The organism is Photorhabdus akhurstii (assembly GCF_019090985.1).
GTDB lineage: Bacteria > Pseudomonadota > Gammaproteobacteria > Enterobacterales > Enterobacteriaceae > Photorhabdus > Photorhabdus akhurstii.
Genome location: NZ_CP020335.1, coordinates 4350918 through 4370855, shown reverse-complemented (window position 1 = coordinate 4370855; position 19938 = coordinate 4350918). Strand labels below are relative to the sequence as shown.

21 protein-coding genes and 1 pseudogene are annotated in these 19938 nt (G+C 40.0%); 5 read left to right on the top strand and 17 right to left on the bottom strand.

What is annotated here, in order from left to right:
- The 3 genes and pseudogenes from atoD to B0X70_RS18705 all read right to left on the bottom strand — a co-directional run bounded on the left by atoD (position 1) and on the right by B0X70_RS18705 (position 3521).
- Entirely contained in the window at positions 1 to 660 is a 660-nt protein-coding gene (gene atoD / locus B0X70_RS18715; RefSeq protein ID WP_036808998.1) for an acetate CoA-transferase subunit alpha, read from the bottom strand.
- Between the two features lie 530 nt (positions 661 to 1190).
- A pseudogene (locus B0X70_RS18710) lies at positions 1191 to 2216 on the bottom strand (sigma 54-interacting transcriptional regulator); the annotation flags it as partial.
- A gap of 222 nt (positions 2217 to 2438) precedes the next feature.
- The gene (locus B0X70_RS18705; RefSeq protein ID WP_217470097.1) at positions 2439 to 3521 is read right to left on the bottom strand and encodes a hypothetical protein; all 1083 of its coding nucleotides are present in this window, start codon (positions 3519 to 3521) and stop codon (positions 2439 to 2441) included.
- A gap of 1231 nt (positions 3522 to 4752) precedes the next feature.
- Here B0X70_RS18705 and B0X70_RS18700 point away from each other — a divergent pair.
- On the top strand, positions 4753 to 5208 hold the full coding sequence (locus B0X70_RS18700) for a hypothetical protein (RefSeq protein WP_036775245.1): 456 nt from the start codon (positions 4753 to 4755) through the stop codon (positions 5206 to 5208).
- A 730-nt stretch (positions 5209 to 5938) separates the two neighbouring features.
- On the opposite strand, the gene B0X70_RS18695 is transcribed toward B0X70_RS18700, so the two are convergent.
- Positions 5939 to 7015, bottom strand: coding sequence for a hypothetical protein (locus B0X70_RS18695; protein WP_217470096.1), 1077 nt, complete (start codon positions 7013 to 7015; stop codon positions 5939 to 5941).
- Positions 7016 to 7888: 873 nt separating this feature from the next.
- Between B0X70_RS18695 and B0X70_RS18690 the strand changes: the two genes are divergently transcribed.
- The 4 genes from B0X70_RS18690 (at position 7889) to cspE (ending at position 10938) form a co-directional block, all read left to right on the top strand.
- On the top strand, positions 7889 to 8194 hold the full coding sequence (locus B0X70_RS18690; protein ID WP_036809005.1) for a hypothetical protein: 306 nt from the start codon (positions 7889 to 7891) through the stop codon (positions 8192 to 8194).
- A gap of 825 nt (positions 8195 to 9019) precedes the next feature.
- Positions 9020 to 9331 (top strand): hypothetical protein, encoded by a 312-nt coding sequence (locus tag B0X70_RS18685; RefSeq protein WP_036809008.1) that lies wholly within the window; start codon positions 9020 to 9022, stop codon positions 9329 to 9331.
- Between the two features lie 625 nt (positions 9332 to 9956).
- Positions 9957 to 10259, top strand: coding sequence for a hypothetical protein (locus B0X70_RS18680; RefSeq protein WP_036775251.1), 303 nt, complete (start codon positions 9957 to 9959; stop codon positions 10257 to 10259).
- Positions 10260 to 10722: 463 nt separating this feature from the next.
- Positions 10723 to 10938, top strand: coding sequence for a transcription antiterminator/RNA stability regulator CspE (gene cspE / locus B0X70_RS18675; protein WP_021323801.1), 216 nt, complete (start codon positions 10723 to 10725; stop codon positions 10936 to 10938).
- Positions 10939 to 11160: 222 nt separating this feature from the next.
- On the opposite strand, the gene B0X70_RS18670 is transcribed toward cspE, so the two are convergent.
- The 13 genes from B0X70_RS18670 to B0X70_RS18610 form a co-directional block, all read right to left on the bottom strand.
- On the bottom strand, positions 11161 to 11553 hold the full coding sequence (locus tag B0X70_RS18670; RefSeq protein WP_036809011.1) for a CesT family type III secretion system chaperone: 393 nt from the start codon (positions 11551 to 11553) through the stop codon (positions 11161 to 11163).
- Positions 11550 to 12485, bottom strand: a complete 936-nt coding sequence (locus B0X70_RS18665) for a YopT-type cysteine protease domain-containing protein (protein ID WP_217470095.1) — start codon at positions 12483 to 12485, stop codon at positions 11550 to 11552. Before B0X70_RS18665 ends, B0X70_RS18670 begins: the two co-directional genes overlap by 4 nt.
- A 160-nt stretch (positions 12486 to 12645) precedes the next feature.
- The gene (locus B0X70_RS18660) at positions 12646 to 13263 is read right to left on the bottom strand and encodes an HrpE/YscL family type III secretion apparatus protein (RefSeq protein ID WP_217470093.1); all 618 of its coding nucleotides are present in this window, start codon (positions 13261 to 13263) and stop codon (positions 12646 to 12648) included.
- On the bottom strand, positions 13242 to 13868 hold the full coding sequence (locus B0X70_RS18655) for a Yop proteins translocation protein K (RefSeq protein ID WP_105394518.1): 627 nt from the start codon (positions 13866 to 13868) through the stop codon (positions 13242 to 13244). The genes B0X70_RS18660 and B0X70_RS18655 overlap by 22 nt, the downstream gene beginning before the upstream one ends.
- Entirely contained in the window at positions 13869 to 14606 is a 738-nt protein-coding gene (gene sctJ, locus B0X70_RS18650; protein ID WP_269468749.1) for a type III secretion system inner membrane ring lipoprotein SctJ, read from the bottom strand.
- Between the two features lie 6 nt (positions 14607 to 14612).
- Positions 14613 to 14951: a type III secretion system inner rod subunit SctI gene (sctI, locus tag B0X70_RS18645; protein ID WP_046395160.1), complete on the bottom strand. Its 339-nt coding sequence runs from the start codon at positions 14949 to 14951 to the stop codon at positions 14613 to 14615.
- Positions 14952 to 15026: 75 nt separating this feature from the next.
- Complete coding sequence (locus B0X70_RS18640; RefSeq protein WP_217470091.1) at positions 15027 to 15593, bottom strand: YopR family T3SS polymerization control protein; 567 nt, start codon at positions 15591 to 15593, stop codon at positions 15027 to 15029.
- Positions 15586 to 15939 carry a YscG family type III secretion system chaperone gene (locus tag B0X70_RS18635; protein WP_105394520.1) on the bottom strand — a complete coding sequence of 118 codons (354 nt, stop codon included), beginning with the start codon at positions 15937 to 15939 and terminating at the stop codon, positions 15586 to 15588. Before B0X70_RS18635 ends, B0X70_RS18640 begins: the two co-directional genes overlap by 8 nt.
- Before the next feature lie 2 nt (positions 15940 to 15941).
- Positions 15942 to 16196, bottom strand: coding sequence for a type III secretion system needle filament subunit SctF (gene sctF / locus B0X70_RS18630; protein WP_036809034.1), 255 nt, complete (start codon positions 16194 to 16196; stop codon positions 15942 to 15944).
- Entirely contained in the window at positions 16162 to 16401 is a 240-nt protein-coding gene (locus tag B0X70_RS18625) for an EscE/YscE/SsaE family type III secretion system needle protein co-chaperone (RefSeq protein WP_105394521.1), read from the bottom strand. Before B0X70_RS18625 ends, sctF begins: the two co-directional genes overlap by 35 nt.
- Entirely contained in the window at positions 16398 to 17669 is a 1272-nt protein-coding gene (gene sctD / locus B0X70_RS18620; protein WP_105394522.1) for a type III secretion system inner membrane ring subunit SctD, read from the bottom strand. The genes B0X70_RS18625 and sctD overlap by 4 nt, the downstream gene beginning before the upstream one ends.
- Positions 17666 to 19516: a type III secretion system outer membrane ring subunit SctC gene (gene sctC / locus B0X70_RS18615; protein ID WP_105394523.1), complete on the bottom strand. Its 1851-nt coding sequence runs from the start codon at positions 19514 to 19516 to the stop codon at positions 17666 to 17668. The genes sctD and sctC overlap by 4 nt, the downstream gene beginning before the upstream one ends.
- On the bottom strand, positions 19504 to 19926 hold the full coding sequence (locus tag B0X70_RS18610; RefSeq protein ID WP_036775278.1) for a YscB family type III secretion system chaperone: 423 nt from the start codon (positions 19924 to 19926) through the stop codon (positions 19504 to 19506). Before B0X70_RS18610 ends, sctC begins: the two co-directional genes overlap by 13 nt.
- Positions 19927 to 19938: the final 12 nt, after the last annotated feature.

Below are 19938 nucleotides of genomic sequence, written 5' to 3'. Positions count from 1 at the left end.
TTAGTTTCCCCCTGGATAAACGATGTAGTCGATCAATGCGCCAGGTGTTATCACGCAGTCTGGTGTAATCTCGCCGACTTCAACCAGCCTATCGGGTTCAGCAAGCGTGATGTCCGCTGCCAGAGCGATCACTGGGTTAAAATTTCGGGCGCTTAACTGGTAGGTCAGATTACCGTGATAGTCAGCAAGATGAGCTTGAATCAACGCGAGATCAGCGCGTAGCGGGAGCTCCAGCAAATAGTCTGTTCCATTGACGGTGATTTTTTGTTTTCCCTCTTCTACAACAGTACCTACCCCGGTTGGGGTCAGGAATCCGCCCAGACCGGCTCCGCCGCAGCGAATTCGTTCGATCAGCGTACCTAAAGGAACCAGTTCCACTTCTATTTCTCCAGCAAGCATTTTGCGTCCGGTTTCCGGGTTAGTGCCAATATGTGAGGTAATGACTTTTTTCACTCGGTTATTAACCACAAGGGGGCCGATACCAACGTCAATCCCGGCGGTATCGTTAGCAATGATGGTCAAATCTTTGACGCCGGAGTTCAGCAATGCGGTGATTAAGTGAGGGGGTGTACCTACGCCCATAAAACCGCCAGCCATAATAGTCATGCCGTCATAAAAATGCTCCATAGCTTGTTGTGTGCTAATAAGTTTATTTTTCATATTGATTCCCTATATAGGGTATATGGATATATGGGTATAGGTGTGTATTAGTATAGCAATGGGTATGCCAGCGACGGGATTTAAATGGGAATATTTTATAATTAACTGAAATTTAATTAATTCTAATTTATCTGGTTGAGAAAAGTGTGTGCGGATTTATACGAATAATAAATATGAGGTGTGCAAAATTTTGCACAGGTGTGCACGTTTTGTTTCGCTATTTTTTGCATAATGAGCAAGTTATTGTCCGATAATAAAGTCTTGCCAGTTATTAGCGTATAGAAATTGAATTTTGTATTATCACTCATGAGATTATTTTTTACTTTATTGGTAAATAAATGAGTTATGATTTTTGCCATTATATTGGTAATTGAAAGCTCAAAACTAACTAGAAATATTCAATCGTGTACTAATGGCATTAGAAAATATTAGATAAAGAAGTGTAAGTTACAACATGGTCTTTGTATGTTCCTCTTTATCAGGAATAGACAACCCTGCATCCGTGCTCTGTTTTGCTGATGTAGGGTTATCTATTCCGCTAAATTCAGTGGATTAATACGATATTCTTGAAGTTTATACATCAGCGCCCGGCGACTAATTCCCAGAGTCCGAGCGGTTTGCGACCGATTACCCTGATTATTTTTTAAAGCCGCGCTAATCAATCTGCGTTCATAGGCTTTAATACTTTCTTTCAGACTGTGGCCGTGTTCCAGTGTATGTTGAGGCTCTGAACTTAGCGGTGGAGGTGGTTTGAATAACAGATGTGCTGGCAGGTCATCGGGGAAAATAACCCGTCCTGTACTCATGATAACCGCACGCTCAAGGGCGTTAGAGAGCTCGCGAACATTACCGGGCCAGTGATATTCAGCCAGAATTGACAGTGTACTGGCATCTAATTCGATGATCTCTTTATTATTTTCTGCGCTGAATTTTTGCAGGAAATGATAGGCCAGCAAAACAATATCTTCAGGGCGTTCCCGGAGCGGAGGAGGAGAAAGATGAATAACGTTAAGGCGGTAAAAGAGATCCCGACGAAACTCCCCTTGTTCCACCATAACAGCCAGATCACGGTTGGTTGCTGCGATCAAACGAATATCAGTTTTAATGGTTTGGCTGCCGCCAAGACGTTCGAATTCTTTTTCTTGCAAAACGCGCAATAGTTTGGCCTGTAGATTAAGGGGCATCTCGCCAACTTCATCAAGTAGCAAGGTGCCCTGATTAGCACGTTCAAATAGCCCCTGACGCTGTATCTGGGCGCCAGTAAAAGCCCCTTTTTCATGGCCGAACAGCTCACTTTCGAGTAAGGACTCTGGTAAAGCTCCACAGTTAATTTTGATGAATGGCCCTTTAGCTCGCGAACTATTGTAATGAATGGCTTTAGCGATTAGCTCTTTACCGGTACCGCTTTCACCAGTAATTAATACTCTGGCGTGGCTACGGGCAATTTTCGCGGTATCACAGCACAACGCCATCATTTTGGGGCTGTTAGTCAAGATCCGATCCCAACCGTAGTTGTCGGATGAGGCACGGTGTCGTTGATTGACTTCCTGCTTCATCAATTAGCCTCCGAAAAACCTCGCCATTTAGGATAAGGGGAAAGGCGGTAATTGGGAGTATAGAAAGCGTTTCCGAATGGGAGCAAGGGGGAAAATGGGTAAGTGTGAGGGGCTTCTAATGGGTTTGACTCACTTTAGCCTTATAGGTGTATGGCGTAGGGATGATCTGTTAATACCGGGAGGCACAGCGTTGTATTCTATGCTGCGCCTTGAATCTATTTGCTAAGACAATTTTAGGTGAGGGTTTCTAAGAGAGATAATTATTGTTCCGACTTGATTATCGTTGCGGGTATCTTTTCCATAACTAAAATCAAAATATTTCATTTGGTCTCCGGTTTCTACCACTGTTCCATTAATCGCTATGAAATTTTTACGGAGCATGGTGTTAAGACCATAGGCATTAGCATCTTTTGGTGCAACATCAATGACGACTTTTCCTGTGTTCTCTTTTCCTTCGGCCATGAAATTGAATACACCTTTAGGGTAATCTTCTCTGTGAATATCTAATGGAAAATCGGTGCCGTTTGGAGAGTTAAGATTTAATAAAGTCGCTCCGGCTTTTAGAGTGAAATTTGTGTAGAATAAAGGTTGACCTTGTTCATCTAAATCAGTTCTTATGTTTAATATTTGAGAGCTTATTAACATCTGTGCATTATCTTGTAAGATAATATTGCTATTGTATATATTGACCAGATGGCTTTTAAGCATAGCTTTAGAGGATTCAGTGATAGAGAAATCACATTCTAGTGAAATATTACCTTTTATCACTTCATTTTCTTGCTGTATTTCTACCGAAGCCTCTACAGTAAGGTGACTTAACCCTGATATAGCGACTGCTGATTCTTCTGGTTTCAGTATTTTATTTTTAGGACCGCTAATTCTTACCGTGTTTGCCTTTGCTATTGCAAGGGTACTTGAATTTTGTAATTTTATTCTATATCTATCTGTAATTTGAGAATTAAGATGAAAATTAACAGGTTTTTCTTGACTTCCTGATATTATAAGATTTCCTGAGGAGATATTTATTGTTTCTCCTAAAGTTTTATCTGTATTTTCTGCCTTATGTACTATCTCATATTGCTCTTTAAGTTCAACTGGAATTGATGGTCTGGGCCAATGAATATCGTGTGCTTTAATGCTATTTGTGTTATCCGTATTCAGTGTTAATGTATTTTCTCCAGCGTCCATTTTGAAGGTGAAACCAATGTTTTTATCGAAAGAGCTTGATGGAGTAATAGTTTGACTGCCGTGTTGATGACCGTATGATTGATCTTCATCAGGGACCCAGATAAATTTTTCGCTCATTAATTTTACCCTTTTTTGAGTTAATATTATTTCATTATTAAATGTAGATTAATATAAACATAGTTCAAAATAAGTAAGTTTCAAGATACTTTCTCCTATTTTATTGTGATTTTGTTGCTGATCAATGGAGTTTGATATCAGCGCTTTTTCCTGTTTTTGATAGAGATTTTTCAACGGTTTATTTATGTAAGGAATGATATTATCGGAGAATAGTTTATTACTACTTGCTAACTGAATAATTCGGTTTAAATGCAGGTTTGATTGAGCATAATTGGTGAAGAGAGTTGTTCAAGTTGATAAATAATTCTTTGTGAATGAGAAAATAACGATAGGTGAAAATCCTGTGTCAAGATAGTTATGTTTGGTGGGGCGCTGATGTAATCAATACATATTATGTATAATCCGAAGACGATATTAATTTCAAGCTGAGAATTTTACTCTCTGTGAGTAGCCAGATATCTTAGTCGTAAATTTAATCTATTTTTTGTATCTGTTTTGTTGGATAAGTTGATGTTAGGTAAGCTTATCAACGCATTTTAATAGGTTGTTATTACCTTATTTCTTGTCGTATAGAAAATTAAGGTACTTGATTGAACTAATCGGTTTACCTATATGTGATTTAAATCTCAAAAAAGAAAATTTCTAATTTCTGCACGCTTTATTGTCGATTGTCAAATGAAGTAATCCTCTGACGAGGATCTTGTTGGGGAAATATGTGCAAAATACTATAATGCATTGTAAATACTGAAATAATTATAAAATTAATTGCGAATACATCTGAGTGTGATGATTTTTAAAATGGTTAATTTTATTATGAAATAATAATAAGTATGAGCATAATATTATTCTGTTTTATATTGTTTATTGGCATTAATATAGAAATAATTATCTGATTTTATTTTTTTTGGATAAATGATTTTATGGTTTTTAATGTTTCAAAGTGAAAATGGATAAGATGTCATTAAATAATTTTTAAATTTAGTGGAAAGGAATAGAACTTTGTCTATATTTAATTAACAACGTAACATGATAAATAAAAATAGTAACGCCTTCGTAGAATAGAAGGGAAAGTTTTACGTCAACAATCCATTTCAAGCTTAAGGAGGTGCTCAGAGATTAGTTCATCAATTTAATTAAGTCAGGGTTTATATTTAATTTTTAATGTGAAGATGAATGTTATTCAAGATTCTATGACGTTTTTTATAATTTTCTAATAATATAGGTGAATGAAATGATAGAAAAAACAGAGCGTATTGCAGAATTAGAAAAGATTATCGATTCACAATTAACTTCATCTATTTATAGTGTTAGTAATTTCGTAGGTAACGATAATGATGTACATTTGACTGGAGGCAGTCTGACGAGAACATATACGATTATGCCAATGGAGACAGTGTGGGGCATATATGCAAGCGTTCCAATTATAGGTCCTAATACGGATATTAAAATTATTAAGCCACTTGATTTCCATGTTATGACAAAGTATTGGGAAAATGTTGGAAAGATTTGGTTATTCCAGGAAGCAAGAGCTATTAATGGTGTTATTAAATATTGTGTAGGTGATAATTTTAATTACTTAGCTTCAAGAGAAGCGCAAGGTAATAATAATAGTGGGGGAAGTAAAAATCTGAAAGTTGTGTGTAGGGTTCCGGGAGATTTGAATACTGCTCAAATGATATTGTACTAACACAAGATAGCTCGGTTTTTAAAGTAGAGTTTTTACAGATTAATTGTGTTCTTGATATATTATATACCTTATAGATTTCAAGATGCATTGCGACGGCAAGGGAGCGAATCCCCGGGAGCATAGAGAACTATGTGACCGGGGTGAGTGAGTGCAGCCAACAAAGAGGCAACTTGAAAGATGACGGGTATAAACTGGTTGTAAACTCGAATAAGCTTTTTTAAGGTTATAAATGAAAAGAGACATGATTGCTTGACGAGTTCTCTGGTTTTTAATTCTGGATTTAAGGCTACACTCCGATGTAGCCTTATCTTTTTATTTTAATATAAGGTATTGTATATTTTATTTGATATTTAGAGAAATAATGTGTGGCTTACTAAATATGTGTAATATTACTGTGTTTGTATTTTCATGAGCATAGAATTTGTTTTTATGGATATTCTTACCATTTTAAGAAATTACTGAATATAATAACACAGAGTATTTGTGATGACTGTTTGTGAAGTGATGACTCGATATTTTTCGGTTTTGTTAATTCATGTTAAATATATTGTTGAAGTATAAAATTGTTTAATTCTGGGTTTTATGAGTAAATTTACACATTAGATATCATTTATAAAGTATGTGTTTTATAGTTTACCATGATTAAATAATAGCTGATTTATATCGATGTTAAGTGGTACATTACCTTATTTGATATCGTACCACAAAGAGTAAAATTAATTTTGAACTGCTAAACATTTACTTTTTGATATGATTGGTATTGATCTTTAAGTGATATTGTTATAATCATAAATTTATGATCATTTTTTAATTGGTCTGGTTTATAACCAATATTAAAATAATCTTCGTGTTTTTCTTTTTTAATTATTTTATTATTGATAGCTATTAGTTTTTTGTCAAATATCTTATTTATATTGTCTTTTATATTATTAGGATTTTGTTGTGAGAATTCAATCATAATTTTTCCTTCATTCTTGCCTTCTGTAGTAATGAAATTAAATAGACCTTTTGGATATTCTACGTTGTCAAGGTAGAGTGGGAAATTGATACCATCGAAAGATTCTAAGTTTAGTAAAGGAGAACCTGCTTTAAGCTTGAACCATGTCTTGTTTTTTTCTATGTCATTTTTTTGCATTATGCCATTATTAATCAAGGTCACTGTCGATTTATCTTGTATGCTTATATTGCAGTAATTAAAGTTTCCATCTCCAAGGTAGAGATTACTACTTTCAAAAGTGAGCTTAGATGATTCACTTAAAGAAATTTCACTAGCTAGAAATATAAAAGCCGGAACATCATCTTCTATTTTTGTTGTTTGTTTTATTTCAAATTCACTGTTCCCTGACATTATGAGTTTTGGCGGTTTATTGGAAACGACATAATCTATAAACATAAATACAGTTCCTGGATTTTTGATGCTTAAGGAGCCTGAATTTTTAAGAATAAAATTAGCGCTTTCAGAACACCCTAAATAAGCAACTGTATGGCTTCTATCAACTGTATGGTTTTGATCATTTAGCCGATAGTCTACTAATAGTGTTCCAGCAGATACATTTATATCTAATCCTTTGCCGCTATCAGTCATTGTTCCGTCATTGTTGCGGTTAAATTCTGGCCAATAGATAGGTATATTATCGGAATCATTCTGTAGTGTTAATGTTTCACTTTCAGCGTTCATTGTGAAATTAGCGCCACCTAATTTATCGAATGAATCTGACTGAGTAGATGAAAGAGTAATAGATCCAGTTCCATAATCTTTGGTATATACCTGAGAATTATTTGGGTCCCATTCAAAGACTGTGCTCATTTTTAACCCCTCATAAGGATGAATATTTTTTTCATAATTAAATATAGTTAAAATAAATATAGTTCAAAGTGAGAGGGTTTCAAGGTATTGAATGAGATTATTGTATATTTACTCAAATTTTCTTGCTAGAAATAAATTCAATTACAGTGCATAGCATAGTGCCCTTTACGTCAATAATTTCACCTAAAAATATATTTTATTGTAATTCGGTTATTGTTTAACACTGGAATTAATTATTAACATTATTCCATATTTCTCTTATAGCGTCTCTTTAATTATTACTTTGTTATTAGGATGGTTACATTACAGATGAATAGCCTGGAATTATCTAACGCTTGTGGGGATAATTGAAATATTTATCCAGTTTTAAAGTAATATCATAGATATAACTTATAATGTATGGTCATAATATTTCTTTTTGTCAGTATTTTTCCATAGCGATTTGCATTATTTAAAGCATATAAATATTATAGTGAATTGATTTATCTCAGTTTTAATTTAAGTGCTGTTTGCCCGGAATTTATTCATATTGCTCTGTCTAATTAATGCTTGATGAATAAAAAATAATATTTAACTCACTGGAATCTTGTAGGGTAAATAATATCATTTTAATGATAACCATTTGAAATCAATATATGGTTTTTTCATATTATATTCCAATTGACTTGTAATAATGTGAAAGATGGACTACTTTCTTAATGTGGATATATGAAGCTCTCCGATTCACTAAAGAATATTGATTATATAATTTTATTCAGAAATTAAATATTATTTAAGAAAGATATTTACATACCTAAAATAGCTATGAAAATTAATTTCAATTAGTTAATGCCATTATACGATAATTGAATGATTCTTAAAGGATATATAAATATGAAGAAATTTATGTTAGGAGTATTGCTTCTCGGAATTGCGTCTGCCGCAAACGCAGGCAATGGAGCCGATAAGTCTATTGAACTAACTGATCAAGAGTGTATTGCGCAGTGGTATATGTCTAGTGCTTCCCAGTCTTGTGATATATTATCAATTTGGAAACTCGGAAATGATACTTGTGCTATTACAGCACAATGTCGTGCTGTTCATGGACCAGTTGTCGAGAATGGTACTCGGTTTTTCCCGTATTCTCAGGTATCACAGATCGCGAACTGCGGTGGTTATTTAAAGACTGATGGATGTTAATTTTATTTTCATTAATTTCAGGCTACGGATTGTAGCCTGATTAGGGCGTTAGGGAAAAATTGTAAATTCAAATCAGTGCCGTAATCTCGGCAAATAGGGATTATGGATAAAAATTTTTTATAATTAGTTATGGCTATGGTAAAGCCGAAATTTAGGATAAAAGGGAATGCCAAATAGGAAAAAATAAAAGAGATTATTGCTTTCAACAGTGAGTATAGATGATTCACTTAGAGAAATGTTACTGGATAAAAATATAAATGCAGGAGCATTTTTTCTATTTCTGTTGTTTGTTTTATTTCAAATTTGCTGTTTCCTGACATGGTAAGTTTAGGCGGTTTAGATTCATTTGAAACGACATCATAGACAAACATAAATACAGTTCTTTTCTTGGGTTATTTATGTTTAAGGAGCCTGAGTTTTCAAGATTAAAATTAGCACTTTCAGCGTTCATTGTGAAATTAGGATGAATGTTTTTTTCATCATTAAACATAGTTAAAATAAATATAGCTCAAAATAACCTTGTAGGTAAATGATATCATATCTAATGATAACTATCTAAAATCAGTGTATGTTTTTTTTCATATCATATTCCAATTGACTTGTAATCATGTGGTGAATGGACTATTTTTTTATTGTGGATGTATGACATCCTCTCATCCACTAAAGAATATTGGTCCTATGATTCTATTCAGAAATCAAATATTATTTAAGAAAAACATTAACATATCTAAAATAGCTATGAAAAGTAATTTCAATTAGCTAATAATAATATATGTTGGCAATATCCGTTATATGAGAAATGCATGATTCTCTAAGGATACATATATGAAGAAGTTTATATTAGTCGCATTGCTTCTAGGATTTGCGTCTGCCGCAAACGCAAGTAGTGGAGATGACAAGTCTGCTCCGCCGACTATTCCAATTACTACTCAGGATTGTATTGCAAAATGGAATGTATCTAGTGCTGCCCAATCTTGTAGTGCATCGGTCTCGAAAGCTGGAGAGCGTTCTTGCACTGTTTCAGCAAAATGTCGTGCTCTTAATGGAAAACTTATTAATAATTATAAAATTTATCCTTATGCTAATATGTCACAGCTCTCGAACTGCAATGGTTACTTAAAGATAGATGGATGTTAATCTTATTTTCATTAATTTCAGGCTACGGATTGTAGCCTGATTAGGGCGTTAGGGAAAAATTGTAAATTCAAATCAGTGCCGTAATCTCGGCAAATAGGGATTATGGATGAAATTTTTTATAATTAATTAGTTATGGCTATGGCAAAGCCGAAAATTACAGTGCATAGATCAATGTTCTTTCCGTCATTAAGTTTACCTGAAAATATATTTTATTGTAATTCGGTTACTGTTTAACGCTGGAGTTAATTATTACTTTGTTATTAGGATAATTACATTACAGATGAATAACCTGAAATTACTTAATGCTTGATGAATAAAAAATCATATTTAATTCACTGGAATCTTGTAGGGTAAATAATATCATTCTAATGATAACCATTTGAAATCAATATACGGTTTTTTCATATTATATCCCAGTTAACTTGTAATAATGTGGAAGATGGACTACTTTTTTAATGTGGATATATGAAACTCTCCGATTCACTAAAGAATATTGATTGTTTTATTCAGAAATTAAATATTATTTAAGAAAGATATTTACATACCTAAAATAGCTATGAAAATTAATTTCAATTAGTTAATACTATTATACGATAATTGAATGATTCTTAAAGGATATATAAATATGAAGAAATTTATGTTAGGAGCATTGCTTCTCGGGATTGCGTCTGCCGCAAACGCAGGTAGTGGAGCCGATAAGCCTATTGAACTAACTGATCAAGAGTGTATGGCGCAGTGGAATATGTCTCGTGCTTCCCAGTCTTGTGATGTATTCATTTGGAAGCAAGGAGATGAGACTTGCGCTATTACATCACAATGTCGTACTGATAATGGAGGATTTATCGATAACGGTACTGAGTATTTTCCGTATTTTAAGGTATCAGAGATCATGAACTGCAATGGTCGTTTAAAGATGGGAAGATGTTAACTTTATTTTCACTAATTTTAGGCTACGGTATTGTAGCCTGATTAGGGCGTTGGGGGAAATTTGTAAATTCAAATCAGTGCCGTAATCTCGGCAAATGGGATTTTTGGATAAAAACTTTTTATAATTAGTTAGTTATGGCTATGGTAAAGCTATTGCAATATTGGTTAAGGTCGAAATTTAGGATAAGGGAGAGCAACAAATAGGAAAAAATAAATGAAATTAAGATTTGCTAACAACCGATCAATGTGATTTAATAGCGTCACTGGTTTGGAAGTACAGACCTATTTATGAAAAGTTTTTATGAAAAGTATTAAAGTTAAAGCAGTTCACCATTTAGCGTTATCCCTGATACCACTTCATTGCGAATTCCTTCTAATTAGTACCCGTAATAGTACCCATAAGTAAAACTGAAAAACAGACCTCATAACGCCTTATGGCAACTTAAAAATTAAAGGAAAATTCTATGTCTAATGCAATGACTGGTTCAGTAAAATGGTTTAACAACGATAAAGGTTTTGGTTTTATTTCGCCAAAAGATGGTAGCAAAGATGTTTTTGTTCATTATTCTGCAATTCAGAGTAATAATTTCAAAACATTGGAAGAAGGTCAGGAAGTTTCATTCTCTATTGAGAATGGCGCTAAAGGTCCATCCGCAGTAAATGTTATCGTATTATCTTGATTTAACTTAACTGCTTAAATCTATTAGCGACTTTACGATAGCGATGAAGGTAATATCCTGAGTAGTTAAAGTTGTTAATAAGTAAAAACCCGCTTAGTTGCGGGTTTTTTGCATGGTGACAGTAGTATTTTGCTTTGATTATTTTGTCTTGGTAGTTTAAAGGGAACCAAATATTGAAGCTCCCATTGAACTGATATTCCGGTAGTGGTTTGTATTTAGCGCTCAAACCCGCATCAAGGAAGGCGGCAGATTTTTAGGCTGTTGGGTTGTGTTAGGTGTCAGGCGTTGTTCAATATCATCAATAAATCGTTCCAGCCAGGCTTGTAGCTCGGCGACATCTACTTCGGCCAGGGGACGTTGTGACCATAGAATGGTTTGTCCATCCAAATCTCCCTGGACATGAGCCGGCCAATGTTGCCCAAAAAGATTGTTGGCATGACTGATTTCGGCCCCTAATTCGCAGAACAACTGTAGCCAGTTGTCGTGATAACAACCAATCAGTACTTGAAAGCGTCCATCAACTTCCAGAGTGTAGATATTATCGTCAGTAGAAGATGCAGGTACGCCAAGTTTAGAGAATAGAGCTTCTATAAGCTGGTGATAGTCGTGTGTCATCGTGTTTTAGGCTCGAAGTTGGAAACGTAGAAATTTTGTCCTAGTCCGATTTCCTTGTTATACATGGATTTAGACCAGAAGTCTTGAGAGAACCAGTTGGAGAATGAGGTTTTGTCCGGGAAGCTGAACTCGCCGAAGTTAGGATCGAAGAAGGTAACACCCTTTTGGTCATCTACATAAGCGGCTACTGTGTGCCCGGCCATTTGTCCTTCAAAACTGATCTTCTTGTAGCCTGAGTCTTTATCACCTGTATCCAGGATGGCGTTTAATAGATCTTTTGTGCCTTTACTGCCAGTTTCTCCGCTTACTTCAAGTGGGCTTCGTGGTTGGATACCGTTCTCACGGAGCCAGGATTCGGTTATTTGGCTTTGCTCGGCATATGGATCTAGGCCATCCATTTGTAACTGCTTAATGGAAACCAGAGAGTCGATATGAAATTGACCTTTTTGGCCGCCCACATAGAGCTGGTTGAAGACGCTTTCACCCTTGGCATGAGCGCTTATCCAGTGTGCGGAGATGGACTCACAAACCCCGCCGGAGGTGTCTTGATGTTTCATGATTTGGTCCAGAAAGGCGCCTTTGGTCTGAGCGAACTTGAAAGTAACTTCGCCGCCGTGCTTACTGGCAGAATCTCGAACACTCCCTAATTTGGTGCTCACCGCAAAGTGAACGATTCTGTCTTTTATCATGCTGAACGAGAAGCGGCTCTCTTGATTCTTCTTGCCATCGGTGGTCAGTTGACGATCGAGCATGGAGTGGCCCGGTAGATTGCGTTGAATTGTCGCGGAAAGGCGTTCTAGTAATCCTGGTCTGGGTGAAGAGACTTTCAGAGATTTACCCGACAGTTCCCCCTGTGGTTGATTAACGGCTGTGGTATCAAGCTGTTGGGTAGGAAATATTCTTTGGTGATTAATACCTGAGATGGGAGACAATGGTCACTCCTTTAGTAGTTTTTATTCCAAGGGATATACGCTTGGATATCAGATAGAGTGAATCATAATGTTTTGTCGAAATAGAGAATATTAATAACGGCAGAAGAAATTTTCACTTTCCGTCGAAAACTGGTTATCTCTTTGAAGCGTGATGGCGTCTTCAATTTTGCCATTGGTTATTGATGGCAGACATCAGCGCTTCTAATTGGCTATCCAAACTGGCATCTATGATCCCGACTTCTGTTTCTAAAATACAACCCCCTTGATCGAGACGCTCATCAGCGGTGATCTCTAAGTAGCCGATCTCAGGGAAATCTTTGTGTACCCGTGATATCTGTTCACGAACTGTCGCGGCCTGTTCAGGATTAACGCGTAAAATAACCTGTTTTTGGTTGCTGACTAATGACAAGGCTTCACGAACTATCTGTAAGGTGAGGGAAACTTGGTCATAATTCTTTAGGATTTTACGTACAGCTTGCAAGACTACATTGCTCATCTGTTGTTCCACCTGCCGGTAGTATTGCTGGCATTGCAACTGGGTTTGATGAATCAGATTAGCTTGTTCCGCGCGGGCAGCATCAATACCAGCTTGCCAGCCTAGCTCTTTTTGTTGTTCATACACCGCTTGAGCGTCACGTTCAATTTCTTGTGCCTGTATCCGGGCGGCATCGAGCAGAGATTGCGCACTCAGACAGGTCTGATAGTCCGCTTTACGCAGTATCTGGAGTTCAGGGGACAGTTGAAGGTGCTCTGTTGTTATTTTAATAAATGGTAACATTCTGTGTTCACTTGCTTAGCCAATTTGAGACACAATGCTTGTGCCAATGGTCGTTCTGCCTGGCTGACAGGCCAGGCCGCGAGGTTTTCATAAGGTGGAAGCCGTAGGCTCAGGCGTTTAGCGAAATCGATAGGAAGAGGCTCCATCGCTGTTAGCCAGAACTGTAAAGCACTGATACGAAAATAGTTTGCATTGATTACTAGTGGTAACGAGCGTTGCCAGCCAGTCGGCCAGTTGCCGATAATGATGTCGAGATACTTTAAGCAGAAGCGGTGCCCCTCTTTTCCTAGTGAATCGTGTAAATGGCGAAGTTCTGTCGCCAGCAGGCAATGGCGGATAGCTTGCCCGTGCAGTAAGGCTCCTAGCCAGGTAAGAAGTTGTTCTAAGCACGATTGTTCTAACAGGGCGAGATTTCCCAACCCGGTTGGTAATTCATAATCCACATTCAGATCAAATTGGGTTAGCAGTAGCCCATTTAGTCTGGGAGAGTTTCTCCACTCAGGCAGGGAAGATAAGACTGCAAGCCATTCTGATGGTAGGTGGTCAGAATGAATATAGCTGGCAGGGCAAAATCGAAACTGATAGGGCGTTAATATTGTTGCCATTTATTGCATCCTGCTTCGATGCCACAGGAATTGCGCCAGATTACTGACAAATAACAAGGCTAATAATAGTACAAACAGCCCAATCAGACGCCCTTGTGATTCTTCAGTCACTTGGATAGAGAACAGAGTGGAGTAGCGTGGCGCCAGCGGTACTTGACGCACGCCCGCTGCGGGCACTAATACGACGCTGATCCGATCATAACTCAACCCTTCAATGCTGTTATTAACCAGTTGCTTAATTTGAGGAATGTAAGTGTCGAGTTGCACGTCCGCCGCGTGTTTGATAAACACCGAGGAAGAGGCTGGCGATAGTTTTTTGCCCAATCGGTCTTGCTCCTCGGGTAAAACAACATGTACCCGAGCTACCAGCACACCGTCGATCTCGGAAAGTGTTCGGGCGATCTCCTGCGCTTTGGCAAAGTTAAGCCGCGCCCGCTCTTCTATTGGCGAGGAGATAAGGCCGTCTTTGGGGAAGACATCTTGTAACGAAGAGAAGCTCTCCCGTGGATATCCTTTACGTTTGAGCACTTCAACCGCTTGCGCCACATCGGACTCTTCGACTAACAGCTTGATATTGCCATCTTTGTCTGGTTGCTTATCAGAGGAAATGCCCGCTTCCCTGAGCAAGGCTAACATTTCGTTGCCTTCTTTTTGGCTGACGCCGGTGTAGAGTTCGATTTTACAGCCAGTTAGCATCAGGACAGCGAGCATAACGCAGATTATATAGGGTTTCTTCACAGCTCCTCACTGGGCTTTCATTAAGGTTTCAATGTTTTGATTGAGCCGTCCTACCGTTTTGGCAATTAGCTCTTCTTGCAGGGTGATTCGCATCAGAGACCACTGCATTTGCATCAGGCTGTTAGGGTCGCTACCGGGCACGGCTAGTTGCGCTTCCAGCTCCTGTTTGGCCTGAGTGAATTGTTGTCTGAGCTGACCCAATTCACTAATCAGATTGTTTTCAATCCCCTGATCTTGATTGGACATAGCGTGTTCAAAACTCGCAATATTTTCGGCACTGGCCTGAGGTGCGTTGAGTTCATCCAGGCTGGTGAGCAGTGTCTCACTTATCTGTGGTAGATCCATTGTTCCTCCAAATTTGAGGTAGGTTGAGTTTATTTAGGTTGTCTATCCCTGTTTCACTGAGTTGTGGTTGGTCCATTATTCTTCCAAATCGAGTTTGTGTGAGTTTCGTATCAGGTTATCCACCATACCGTTACGGGGGATCAGTGTTTTCAACTCTTGCCGGATAAGGTCACTCAGGTACTCATTGCCCGGAATAGTCCCAATCTTGCCGAGTATCTTGAGAAGCGCCGTCTCTTGTTGTCGACCTGTGGGGGCGAATTCACGAACAATCGCTCTCAGTTCTGGCATATCCAGCGGCGGATTGACGGGCAATGTCAGGCCGCCAAACTGCGACCATAGCCGCTCTTGTACCGGAGCGATCAGCTTGTCTTCTAACTGAGCACGTTGGGCGGGCTGTTTATCAGATGTTGAAGTCTGATACCACTGCCATGTCACTTGGCGCTGTGTTGCTGGATCAAAATCGCCTAAAACGTTTTCCAGCGATTCTCCCTGTAGCCAGCGTTGTTGGCGCTCTTTCAGCATTTGCTGATCCGGTGTGGTTTCCAGTGCTTGCTCAAAGCTGAGTTGATGCCTGGAGCTGACTGAAGGCTGTACCGTTGGTTGCGACACGCTGTTATGGGATGGCCCTTCAATCCTATCCATGAGCTAGCTGTTCCCGCATGCCGTCAACGAAGGAGAGCAATTGTGGATCATCACTGCCAGCCATTCGCGTCAGTCTTTTCTCCAGAGCTGATGACAGTCCCAGGCGCCATTCGCACAACGCTAACCAAGGTTCCAGACTAGGCCAGGGAAGATCCCGTCCAAAATCCAGAGCCTGTTGATATTTGCCTTGGTTCGTCAAAGAAGAGAGCCGAATCAGGTTTGCTGCTTCTTGCCCTTCCTCGTTTGACATCAGCCAGTCAGCAATAATATTAGCTTCGTCATGGCAGTGATGGCCGCTTCCAACCAGAGCGATATCTGCCAGTAGCCCTTTGAGTGAACGTGTCATGATTAGATCTTCTGTAATATACCCTGCATCAGGTCTTTCATGGACCGGGTGACAGTGGAGTTAATGTTGTAGATGACTGACCACTTGTTGATTTTGTGCTGTAAATCGGCTAGCAAAGCGGGGTTGTCAGCACCGTCGTTGAGGGCGGTGATTGCTTCATCAACGTCTTTGTTGGCTGTGTTAGCTTGCGTCTTCAACTGGTCAGCAACCTTATCGAGGGTATTAACTGTTGTTGCGGAAGTAAAAATTTGGGCCATGATGGTCTCCTTCTGTTGTGTTAAGTATTGTGATTGCGGCTTGGATGGCATCAGCCTCCAGTTGCCATTGTTGGTATTCTTGTACCGAACCGCCACGTCTCAGGCGTTGTTTGATATCGTTCAGCGCCTGAGAGAGGCGGAGTTGCATTTCGTTGACATAAGTGGGATCGGCGCCAAACAGTCGTGCCTCCAGGGATGTCATCATAAAACCGGGCTCCTGTTGAGTTTGATAATAAATTGCTGCTCGCCCTTGGTAATAACAATCGCATCTTGGCGGATGGCCTCGATTCTTAAACCGTTTTCTGTTGTTGCTCCGACGGGGTAACGCAGGTTGTTTTTGAGTACCACATAGGGTATACGCCCGAGGGACACTGCCCGGACATCGAAATTGAGCTCATCATTGCGGGTGAGCTGCTTATTATTCAGTAATACCAATGCTGGCCGGTTGCCGAACTCTTGTTTAAATACTTGCTGTAAGCGTTGGAAATTGTGAGCTTGGTGTTCATCCAGTTGACCTGTGAACTCGATACGATCATTTTTATCTTTGTAGGTCAGCGTGTTGGGTAAATCATGTTTAGCTAACAGCATATCTAGTCGCTTGATATGATTGCCCGTGAACTTCGTTTGGTTTTCTATGCCTAGTAAGCCCGGAACATCACGTTTGAGCAGTGATTCGATATCGTTCCATTGCTGGCTGGTATCAGTGACTTCGCCCATAAGGCGAACCCAGCCCGGTTGTTTGCCATTGTTGCTTTGGAGCTGGGCATAGCCTAGTTTTTGTAAAATGAAATCCACCCCTTGACGCAATTCTTCCATAGTGCGTAATTCCAGCCGATAACTGAGAGAGTGAGTATCAAGATACTGTTGCAGCGCCAGCCGTTGTTGATTGAGGTTTACATAACCTTTGAGCAATAGCGGCTCGTTATTGGGCATCATTTGTACACTTACATGACGATAGGCTGAATCGCCATTGAGAAAACGGCGTAGCTCTTGCTCGGCCATACCGTTGGACATATTGCTTCTTTGCCATCCTTCATGTCCAAGCAGCATCAAGAGACCAAGTGCCAGTACCAAGCACAGTATCAACATTCCACCAGCTACCCGGCTGCGATTTTGGCGGACAGGGTGCTGGCGTGGTGTGACCGCCGGTTCAGCGAGTTGGTTTGGGAATGTATGTTGTTGGTCACAAAAAGCCCACAATAATGGGCCTGCCTCCTGACGGGCTAACGCTTGCAATGTCGCTCCCGGTGATAGCGGTTCGCCATTCTGACTTGGCGCGGTTTCACCGGCCCATTCCAACAGGCGAATTGAGTCCGGTTCGACTTCTAAGATCAAGTGCACTGGGGCAACATCTTCATCCACCAGAACGATATCTGCCTGTAGGGGGTCTGAGCCGATGGCTAAACGCCCTTCAGCTAAATTGACCTCAATACTTTTATTCAGTCCGCGGTAAAAGCGAATTTTCCAACTCATCTGTTCGCCTTATTTTGCACACGAACACACCAGGTTTCTTTCAGTGAACATTGTTGCTCAATGACTCGCCATCCGTAAGTTTTACCCATTCGGCATGAGTCTAAAAATGAGCTTTTACCTGCTTGCCGTAGCGTTTCTTGTACTTGACGGGCCGAGGATAGTGGCTGGCATTGCGCACTCCCCAGAGCTTTACTCAACGATAAGCTATGATTAGAGATATCTTGTGTTGCCAGTAATCTTGGGCGTAGATCTTGTCCGTTGCCAAGAGCCAGATAATGGGCTATCCCACTATCAATCAGACGTGGTTCAATAATGAATAGCCGTACTGATCGCCGAACTTGTTCACTGGTATTGCGAAACAAGACACCCAAATAGGGGATATCGCCTAAAAATGGCACTTTACGTGTTATTTGACTCATTTCGTCGCGGTAGATGCCGCCGATCAGCAGACTTTGCCCATGTCCAACTCTGGCAACGGTATCGACAACGGTTCGGCTGATAGTTGGGATACCATCCCGACCTGAACTATTAGGTTTCTGGTTACCATCCTCAATATGCAGATCTAAACTGATTTCAGCAGAATCTCCTACTTGGATGACTCTGGGGATCATGCGTAGCATAGTGCCATAGGTCAGGCTTTTAAGTTCCGCAACCCGTTCACCATTCACTTTCACGTAGTAGGTTTCATTGTTGTCAATGACCGCTTGTGTATTCTCCTGCGTTAAAAGCGTTGGGCGGGAAATCACCTGAGCGCTTCCTTTACTCTCTAGTAAGGTTATTTTGGCGAGCAGGTAATCCAGACCACGGCGATCGACCAGACTACCTAATGCGGCTGAACCGAGGCTTTCCCCTTTTTCTTTGACCTCATTTTTTCCCCCGGCGGAAGTGGTGATATCGATAATGTGACGAGGCCCGGTGTTGATGCCGACTTGCCAGTCAACCCCCAATTCTGAAAGGTTGTTTGCGTCGATGTCGACAATGGAAAGGGCAACTTCAATCCGGGCAGAGGGTTTGTCCAATACGTTGATCAAGTGGGCATACATGGGCATCCTTTCCGGGTTATCCCGTACAATGATGGCATTGAGGGAGGGTTCTGCCTGTACAACCGCACGGCTTGAGTAGCTTCCTCCCGTAGAAGAAGACGCTTCACCAGTAACAGTGGTCACATTGGTATCACTGAGCAAACGAGAGAGAATGGTAGCTACGCCAGGTGCTTCAATGCTGGTATCACGATATTGAATCTTGCGATCGACTACCGAGGCGTATTTAAGCGGGAAAATTTCCACCGTCAAGGCGCCGGTTTTTTCGCTACGCAGCAATGATTGCTGTTCCAGCGCAGATGCGGTTTGATCAACCAGTTCGAGATAACGGGGAGGGCCTGATATGTAAACCAGTTGATTGCTTGGATCAGGACGCCAGCCAAAGCGTGGTTCCCAAATGCCTGAACGTTTTAGGGCCTGCTGTAGTTCCGTTGCGTTGGTTTGTTCAAGCTTAAGCAGGCGCGATTGTATTTCGCTGTTTTTGAATACATACAGCACACTCCCGTCGTAATACCAGACCAGATTATAGAGAGAGGATAAATGTTGCAGGAATTCCTGAGGAGTGTTCTGCTCAAAATGGCCGTTAACTTGATCGGTCACTTTGTCACTGACAACCACTGAGGCTTCATAGTTAGCGCCGAAATCAACCAGTACATCCCGCAAGCTTTCTCCTTTTGCCAAATAGCTATAAGGCGTAGGAAACCAATCCAGATCTTGGCTATAAGCAGAGGGAATCATCACGCCGCTGATGCTTAACGACAACAGTAGGGAACGGCATAACCGTTGGAACTGTTTCATGGTTGCCATATTACCTGTTTCCATTGGGGGGAGGATTGGGTTTCTGACAATAAAGCCATAACTTGTTCCAGTAGATCGACGTGCATGGTTAGCATCTGTTCCAGTATTTGAGCATCCAAACTATCAAGGTCAAGGCGTGCCTCCAGAATAAGATTCTCTGATTCATCTAAGGTCAGTGCGTGGGGAGCATGGCGTCCCCAACGTGTGACCTGCTGCAATAGTGTTTTCAGTAACTCTGCGCCTGACGGATCTTTTGGGTTATGGCGCCAGCTTAACGGGCTGGATAACACAAGTTCAGTTCCCTGTTGGCGAAGGAACAGGTTGTAGTTATCAATGTGCAAATGGTAATGCCCTTGTCTATCGGAAACGAAAGGCTTCTGGCCCAAGCGACTGGCCAAATGATTGAGTAGAGTTTGCATGTTTCCTCTAAT